Origin of the sequence: Streptomyces racemochromogenes (assembly GCF_044129415.1) — a bacterium.
In the GTDB taxonomy this organism is placed as follows: Bacteria; Actinomycetota; Actinomycetes; order Streptomycetales; family Streptomycetaceae; genus Streptomyces; species Streptomyces racemochromogenes_A.
The window spans coordinates 1-7082 of the sequence record NZ_JBBDHD010000220.1 but is presented as its reverse complement, the minus strand read 5'-3'; the positions used below and the strand labels follow the sequence as shown (position 1 = coordinate 7082).

Below are 7082 nucleotides of genomic sequence, written 5' to 3'. Positions count from 1 at the left end.
GCCTCGGCGCGCAGCCGGGTCGGCACGGCCGGGCAGGGCCGCCGCCGGGCGGTCTGAGCCCCACCCCTGACACGACGCCGACGGCGCCGGGCGCAGCACCGCCCGGCGCCGTCGCGCGTCCAGCGGCCGGCGCCTACCGCACCAGCTTGTCCTGGAGCCTCGCCAGCGTCCGCAGGTCCAGCCCCAGACCGTCCGTCAGATAGCCGTAGAAGCTTCCGTAGTCGGCCTCCATCCGCGCCGTCGCGGCGTCCAGGTAGTCCTGGCGGACCTCCTGGAGCGGGATCAGCAGGTCCGGGTTCTGCATCCGGCCCGACGCCTTGAGAGCCGCGCGGACCTGGGCGTCGTACGCCGCCCGGAAGGTGTTCGACGCCAGGTAGTCGCTCTCGGCCGTCGCCTGGGGCACGGCCAGGGCGCGCAGCAGGACGTAACTCATCCATCCCGTGCGGTCCTTGCCCGACGTGCAGTGGTACAGCAGCGGACCCTGGCCGCCGTCCGCGATCTCCCGCAGCGTCGCCGCGAACTGCGCCCGGTTCTCGGGGCTCGTCACGAACGTGCGGTAGACGTCCCGCATGTAGGCCTCGGCCCGCCCGCCGCCGAGCATCTGCTCCTGCTTGACGGGGTCGCCGCTGGATATCGCACCGACGAGGGTGGCGTACAGGCCCAGGTCGCTGACCGGGCGGGAGGTGGGGGAGAGCCCCGTCGGCAGCCTGTCGGCGCCGTCGTACTGGACTTCCATCGGGATGCGGAAGTCGACGGCCTTGGTGAGGCCGAGACCGGCGACGGTGGTGATGTCCGCCGCGGTCAGTTTGCCCAGTGCGTCGGAGCGGTAGACCAGCCCCTGGCGGACCCGGCCGCCGGTGTACGTGGAGTAGCCGCCGACGTCCCGGAGGTTCACGGCCCCCTGGAGGGGGATCTGCCGGAGCGCCGGGGACGGCGAGCGGAGCTGGTGGTGCGGGGTACGGGCCGCGGTTGCCGGAGCCGCCGCCGCGTAGGCGGCGGCGGGCAGGGTCCCGACGGCGAGCGCGGCGGCGGCCGCCGTACTCGCCAGGCGGATGCGGGCACGTCTCATACGGGCGACTCCTGGGACGGAGAAGGGATCACCCTGGTGGTGGCAGGGTGCCGAGCGGGTGCGGACCGGGTCCGTGCAGCCGGTCCAGCACGGCGTGCGCTTCGGCCATGACGCGGTCGACGAGCTCCGCACACGACGGAAGGTCCTCGATCACCCCCGCGACCTGGCCCGATGCCATGACACCGAGGTCCGTACGGCCCTCGACCATGGACGCCTTCAGGAGCATCGGGGTGTTCGCGGCGAGCAGGACCTGGCTCCAGGACAGGTCCTTGCCGTGCTTCATCGCCAGGCCGTCGCGCACCATCCGGGACCACGACAGCCCCGACAGCCGCCGGAAGCCCGCCGCGTGCCGCACCGCCCGGGCCAGCGCCCTCGTACGGCCCGCCCGCTCCAGGGAGGCCACCAGCTCGGTGCGCAGCATCCGGTGCGGCAGCCCGTCCACCGCGGTGGTGACGGTGACGTCCTTGACGGTCGCCTTCAGGTACTCGGCCTTCACGGCGTCCGGGACGGTGGAGTCGGAGGTCAGCAGGAACCGCGTCCCCATGGCGATGCCCGCGGCCCCGTACGCCAGCGCCGCCACCAGGCCGCGCCCGTCGCGGAAACCGCCCGCCGCCACCACCGGGACGTCCACGGCGTCGACCACCTGCGGCAGCAGCACCGTCGTGGCCACCTCCCCGGTGTGCCCGCCGCCCTCCCCGCCCTGCACGATCACCGCGTCGGCGCCCCAGGCCGCGACCTTCTCGGCGTGCCGGCGCGCCCCCACCGAGGGGATCACCACCACCCCGGCGTCCTTGAGCCGGGCGATCAGCTCCCGCGAGGGGGCCAGCGCGAACGAGGCCACCCGCACGCCCTCGTCGATGATCAGCCGGACCCGCTCGGCCGCGTCCCCGGCGTCGGCCCGCAGGTTGACCCCGAACGGCGCGTCCGTACGCGAGCGCACCTCCTGGACCGCCGCGCGCAGCTGCTCCGTCGTCATCGTCGCCGAGGCCAGGACGCCCAGCGCCCCCGCCTCCGCGGCCGCCGACACCAGGCGCGGGCCGGCCACCCAGCCCATGCCCGTCTGCACGATCGGGTAGCGGACCCCGACCAGTTTCGTGAACGCCGTGTCCAACGTCCGCTCCGCCATGTCAGGCCCGCACTTCCCGGTCGCGCAGGCCCTCGGGGTCGATCACCTCGCGGATCAGCCGCAGCTCCTCGGCGCTGGGTTCACGGGTGTACGGGACCTCGTCGCCGACCGCCAGCTCGAACCCGGTCGCCGCGCGGACCTGCTCGACCGTGACCCCCGGGTGCAGGGAGGCCAGCCGCATCGAGCGGCCGGGCCCGGCGAAGTCGAAGACCCCGAGGTCGCTGACCACGCGCGGCAGCCGGTGGAATCGGGACGCGGACGGGCCGGCCGCGCCCGCCCGGTCGTACCCCACCCCGCAGACCATGTCGACGCGCTCGACGAACACGCGCGGGGAGTGCCGGGGCACCCAGTAGCTCACCGGGTTGTTGAGGGTGTTGACGGGCGCGCCGCGCACGCCCAGCAGCTGGCGGGAGGGCCGCTCCCAGTCGCCGATGCAGGAGATGTTCTGGTTGCCGTACCGGTCGATCTGGCTCGCGCCCATCATCACGTGCCGCCGGCCGCCGGTGACCATCGTCAGGTGGCGGCGGTACGGGAGCCAGCCCTCCACCGTCCCGTCGAGGCCGACCAGCATGGCCTCGCCGTCGGTCAGGAGCAGGTCGGGGGAGAAGGTCCGCTTGGCCAGCCGGGCCCCGAAGGAGGGGATCGGGCCCATCGGGCTGGCGAGGACTTCCCCGTCGCCGCGCCAGGCCTCGGCGCAGGCGATCACGCAGTACTCGGCGCGCGTGGTCATCGCTGTTCCTCCTGCCAGGTCCGGACGGCGCTCTGGTAGTCGTGCTCGCCCGCCCCGGACAGGAAGCGGGCCGCGAACTCGGGCCAGGGGGTGGTCGCGTACAGCTTCTGGAAGGCCTCGTCGCGGTCGTAGTCGGGCGCGCAGGAGGTGAAGTGCGCGCCGTTCGGGGTCTCCACGACCCCGGTGACCGCGTGCCGGCTGACCAGGAGGGACTGCGGGGGGCCGGACTTGGTGAGCTCGGCGCTCTCCACCAGGTGCTCGCAGGAGACGTACGCGGCGTCGGCGGCCTCGCAGAAGAGGTCGTCGAAGTAGGGGTCGGGGCCCAGGTACTGGCCGTTGCCGAGGCGGTCGGCGCGGTTGAGGTGGACCAGGGCCGCGTCCATGCGCAGGGCGGGGACGGCGACGAACTCCTCGCCGTCGGCGTAGGGGGAGGTCACGGTGCGCAGCTCGGGGTTGACCCGCATGACGTCGGAGCCCAGGCCGGCGCGGACCGGCAGGAACGGCAGGCGGTTCGCGGCGGCGTGCAGGCCCCACATGAACATGGCCTCGTCGTACTCGGTGAGGGCCAGGGAACCGGTCTCGCGGGCGGCGCGGAAGTGCGGTTCCAGGGGGATGGAGTCCAGAGTGGCGAAGGGGGCGATCAGGCGGCGGATCCGTCCGGCGGCGGCGAGCAGGCCGACGTCGGGGCCGCCGTAGGAGATCACGGTGAGATCGGTGACCTCGGAGCGGAGCAGGGCTCGTACCAGGGCCATCGGCTTGCGGCGCGAGCCCCAGCCGCCGATCCCGAGGGTCATCCCGCTGCGCAGCCGGCCGGCCACCTCGTCGGGGGTCATGGTCTTGTCCGTCATGCGGTGCCTCCCTGTGCCTTCCCGAAGGTGTCGCGCACCCGGTCGGCGACCCCGCTGAGGTTGGCCTCGAAGGTGAAGCCCTGTTCGAAGCGGTAGCTGCGGCGCACGTCGACGGGGTCGATGCCGTTGATGGCGGCCTTGGCCAGCCGGATCAGGGCGCCGTCCTTCTTGGCGATCTCGGCCGCCAGTTCCAGGGCGGCGGCGGACAGCTCGGTGCGGGGGACCACCTTCCACACCGAGCCGTGGGCGTGCAGTTCGGCGGCGGTGGCGGTGCGGGAGGTGTAGTAGAGGGCCCGCATCAGGTGCTGGGGGACGAGCCGGGCCAGGTGGGTGGCGGCGCCGAGGGCCCCGCGGTCCAGTTCGGGCAGCCCGAAGACGGCGTCCTCGGAGGCCACGATCGCGTCCGCGTTGCCGGCCAGGCCGATACCGCCGCCCAGGCAGAAGCCGTGGACGGCGGCGACCACCGGCACCTCGCACTCGTACACGGCGGCGAAGGCCTCGTAGCAGCCGCGGTTCGCCCCGATGAGGGCGGCGTGGCCGCTGTCGCGCTGCATCTCCTTGATGTCGACCCCGGCGTTGAAGCCCCGCCCCCCGGCGGCCAGGACCACGCAGCGGACCTCGGGGTCGCGGCCGGCGGCGCGCAGCGCGTCGGCGAGCTCGTACCAGCCGTGCACGGGAAGGGCGTTGACGGGCGGGAAGTCCACTGTGACGAGTGCGATGCCCTTGTCCGGGCCGGAGGTGGAGACACCCATGAGCGGATCAGCTACCTTTCCACCAAACATTTGTTAGGTGAGGAAGGTAGCAGCCGATGGAGCTCAAGGGGAGGGTCGTGGTCGTCACCGGCGGAACCCGGGGCGTCGGCGCCGGGATCGCCCGCTCGTTCCTCGCGGCGGGGGCACAGGTCGCGGTCTGCGCGCGGCGCCCGCCGGACGCGCCGGTGGCGGAGGGCGGCCGGGAAGCGGACTTCACCGCCGTGGACCTGCGCGATCCGGCGGCCGCCGGGGAGTTCCTCGACACGGTCGCGGGGCGGTACGGGCGGCTCGACTGCCTGGTCAACAACGCCGGCGGGACCCCGTACCGGCTGCTGGGGGAGGGCGGCGCGCAGCGGCACGCGCGGGTCCTCGCCCTCAACCTGGTGGCGCCGATGGCGGCTTCGCTCGCCGCCTACCCGTGGCTGCGGGAGAGCCGGGGCTCGGTGGTGATGATCGGCAGCGTCAGCGGGACCCGCCCCTCGCCGGGCACCGCCGCGTACGGGGCGGCGAAGGCGGGGCTGGAGAACCTGGCCCGCTCGATGGCCGTGGAGTGGGCCCCCGAGGTGCGGGTCAACTCGCTGGTCCTCGGCATGGTCCGCACGGAGCTGGCCCACCTGCACTACGGGGACGCGGCGGGGGTCGCGGCCGTCGCCGCCACCGTCCCGCTGGGGCGGCTGGCCGAGCCGGCGGACGTGGGGGAGGCGGCGGTCTTCCTGGCCTCGGACCGGGCGGCCTATGTGAGCGGGGCCAGCCTGCTGGTCCACGGCGGCGGCGAACGCCCGGCGTTCCTGTCGGCGTCCACGGCCAACCGGCCGCCGCCCGCCGACGGCGGTGGCGGTGGACCGGCGGGCGGGCGGGATGGCGGGCGGGATGGCGGATGCGGATCGGAACGGGATGAGGAGAGCTGACATGGGCATCGCGGACGGACGAGTGGTCATCGTGACGGGCGCCGGCCGGGGCCTGGGCCGGGCCCACGCGCTGGCCTTCGCGGCCGAGGGGGCGCGGGTCGTCGTCAACGACCTCGGGGTCGGCCTCGACGGGCTCCCCGGACCCGGGAGTCCCGCCGCGCGAGTGGTGGAGGAGATCCGGGCGCTGGGCGGGGAGGCGGTGGCGCACGGCGGGGACATCGCGACCGGCGGGGGCGCGGACTCGCTGGTCGCCTGCGCGCTGGACGCCTTCGGGCGGCTGGACACCCTGGTCAACAATGCCGGGTTCCTGCGGGACCGGATGCTGGTCAACCTCGGGGAGGACGACTGGGACGCGGTGATGCGGGTCCACCTCAAGGGGCACTTCCTGCCGCTGCGGGCGGCGGCCTCGTGGTGGCGCGCCGAGGCGAAGGCCGGCCGGCCGGTCGCGGCCCGGGTCGTCAACACCTCGTCGGGGGCGGGGCTGCTGGGCTCCGTCGGCCAGGGCAACTACAGCGCGGCCAAGGCGGGGATCCTGGGGCTGACGCTGGTGGCGGCGGCCGAGATGGGCCGCTACGGGGTCCAGGTCAACGCGGTCGCACCGGCGGCGCGGACGCGGATGACGGAGCAGACCTTCGCCGAGACCATGGCCGCCCCGGAGGCGGGGGGCTTCGACGCGATGGCTCCGGAGAACGTGTCACCGCTGGTGGTGTGGCTGGGGTCGGCGGCGTCCGCCGGGGTCACGGGGCGGGTCTTCGAAGCGGAGGGTGGGCGGATCACGGTCATGGAGGGCTGGCGGCCGGGTCCCAGCGTCGACCGCGGGTCCCGCTGGAGTCCGGCGGAGGCGGGCGAGGCCGCCGCCGGGCTGCTGCCGCTCTCGGAGCCGCCCCTACCGGTGTACGGCACCCGCTAGCGGGCCCGGCCCCGGCTGTGCGGGCCCAGGTCCCCGCTGTGCGGGTCCAGGTCCCCCGCTGTGCGGGTGCGGGTCCCCCCGCTGTGCGGGTGCGGGTCCCCCCGCTGTGCGGGTGCGGGTCCCCCTGGCTGTGCGGGTCCGGCTCCCCGCTGTGCGGGTGCGGGTCCCCCTGGCTGTGCGGGTCCGGCCCCCGGCTGTGCGGGTCCGGCCCCCGCTGTGCGGCCCCCCGCTGGTACGGCCCCCCCTGCGCGGGTGCGGCCCCCCCGCTGTGCGGGTCCCCCCCCGCTGTGCGGGTGCGGTCCCTCTGCGCGGGGCCGGGGCCCCTGCCCGCCCTTCCCCCGTTCCCAGGGGCTCCGCCCCTGCCCCCGCCGCCGGAGCTGCAAGCCCCCGGGCACTCCGCCCCTACCGCCGGCAGGCCCCCGGCCCGGGCCCGGACACGCCCCTACGCGTCCACCCCGGCCCGGCGTTGCCCCGGCCTGGGGTGGCACGGTGCGGTGTCGTCCGGGGCGGGTGTGGCCATGCCCGTGGGGGGCGAGGGGCCGTGATTCAGCCCCGCCGGCGTTTGAGGCGCGGGGGTCTGGGGGCGGAGCCCCCCCCAGGAGCGGGGGCCGGGGCGCCGTCCCCGCGGGGGTGGCGACGGCCCGGGGTGGTTCCGGACATCCGGGGCGGGGGGGGGGGGGGGGGGGGGGGGGGGGGGGGGGGGGGGGGGGGGGGGGGGGGGGGGGGGGGGGGGGGGGGG

At 75.6% G+C, this 7082-nt stretch carries 7 protein-coding genes; 2 read left to right on the top strand and 5 right to left on the bottom strand.

Annotation, left to right across the window (positions count from 1 at the left end; genetic code table 11):
- Window positions 1-133 precede the first annotated feature (133 nt).
- Genes WDV06_RS35655 through WDV06_RS35635 form a run of 5 tightly spaced genes read right to left on the bottom strand, consistent with a single transcriptional unit; the run spans window position 134 to window position 4525 of the window.
- Window positions 134-1069, bottom strand: coding sequence for a tyrosine-protein phosphatase (locus WDV06_RS35655; RefSeq protein WP_395513968.1), 936 nt, complete (start codon window positions 1067-1069; stop codon window positions 134-136).
- Between the two features lie 28 nt (window positions 1070-1097).
- Complete coding sequence (locus WDV06_RS35650; RefSeq protein WP_395513967.1) at window positions 1098-2180, bottom strand: NAD(P)H-dependent flavin oxidoreductase; 1083 nt, start codon at window positions 2178-2180, stop codon at window positions 1098-1100.
- A gap of 16 nt (window positions 2181-2196) precedes the next feature.
- On the bottom strand, window positions 2197-2925 hold the full coding sequence (locus tag WDV06_RS35645; RefSeq protein ID WP_395513966.1) for a CoA-transferase subunit beta: 729 nt from the start codon (window positions 2923-2925) through the stop codon (window positions 2197-2199).
- The gene (locus WDV06_RS35640) at window positions 2922-3773 is read right to left on the bottom strand and encodes a CoA transferase subunit A (RefSeq protein WP_395513965.1); all 852 of its coding nucleotides are present in this window, start codon (window positions 3771-3773) and stop codon (window positions 2922-2924) included. The genes WDV06_RS35645 and WDV06_RS35640 overlap by 4 nt, the downstream gene beginning before the upstream one ends.
- Window positions 3770-4525 (bottom strand): enoyl-CoA hydratase family protein, encoded by a 756-nt coding sequence (locus tag WDV06_RS35635; protein ID WP_395513964.1) that lies wholly within the window; start codon window positions 4523-4525, stop codon window positions 3770-3772. Before WDV06_RS35635 ends, WDV06_RS35640 begins: the two co-directional genes overlap by 4 nt.
- Before the next feature lie 56 nt (window positions 4526-4581).
- On the opposite strand from WDV06_RS35635, the gene WDV06_RS35630 reads away from it, so the two are divergent.
- Both WDV06_RS35630 and WDV06_RS35625 read left to right on the top strand, forming a co-directional pair.
- Window positions 4582-5433: an SDR family oxidoreductase gene (locus WDV06_RS35630; RefSeq protein ID WP_395513963.1), complete on the top strand. Its 852-nt coding sequence runs from the start codon at window positions 4582-4584 to the stop codon at window positions 5431-5433.
- 1 nt (window position 5434) lies between these two features.
- Entirely contained in the window at window positions 5435-6343 is a 909-nt protein-coding gene (locus WDV06_RS35625; RefSeq protein WP_395513962.1) for an SDR family oxidoreductase, read from the top strand.
- The last annotated feature ends 739 nt before the right edge of the window (window positions 6344-7082 follow it).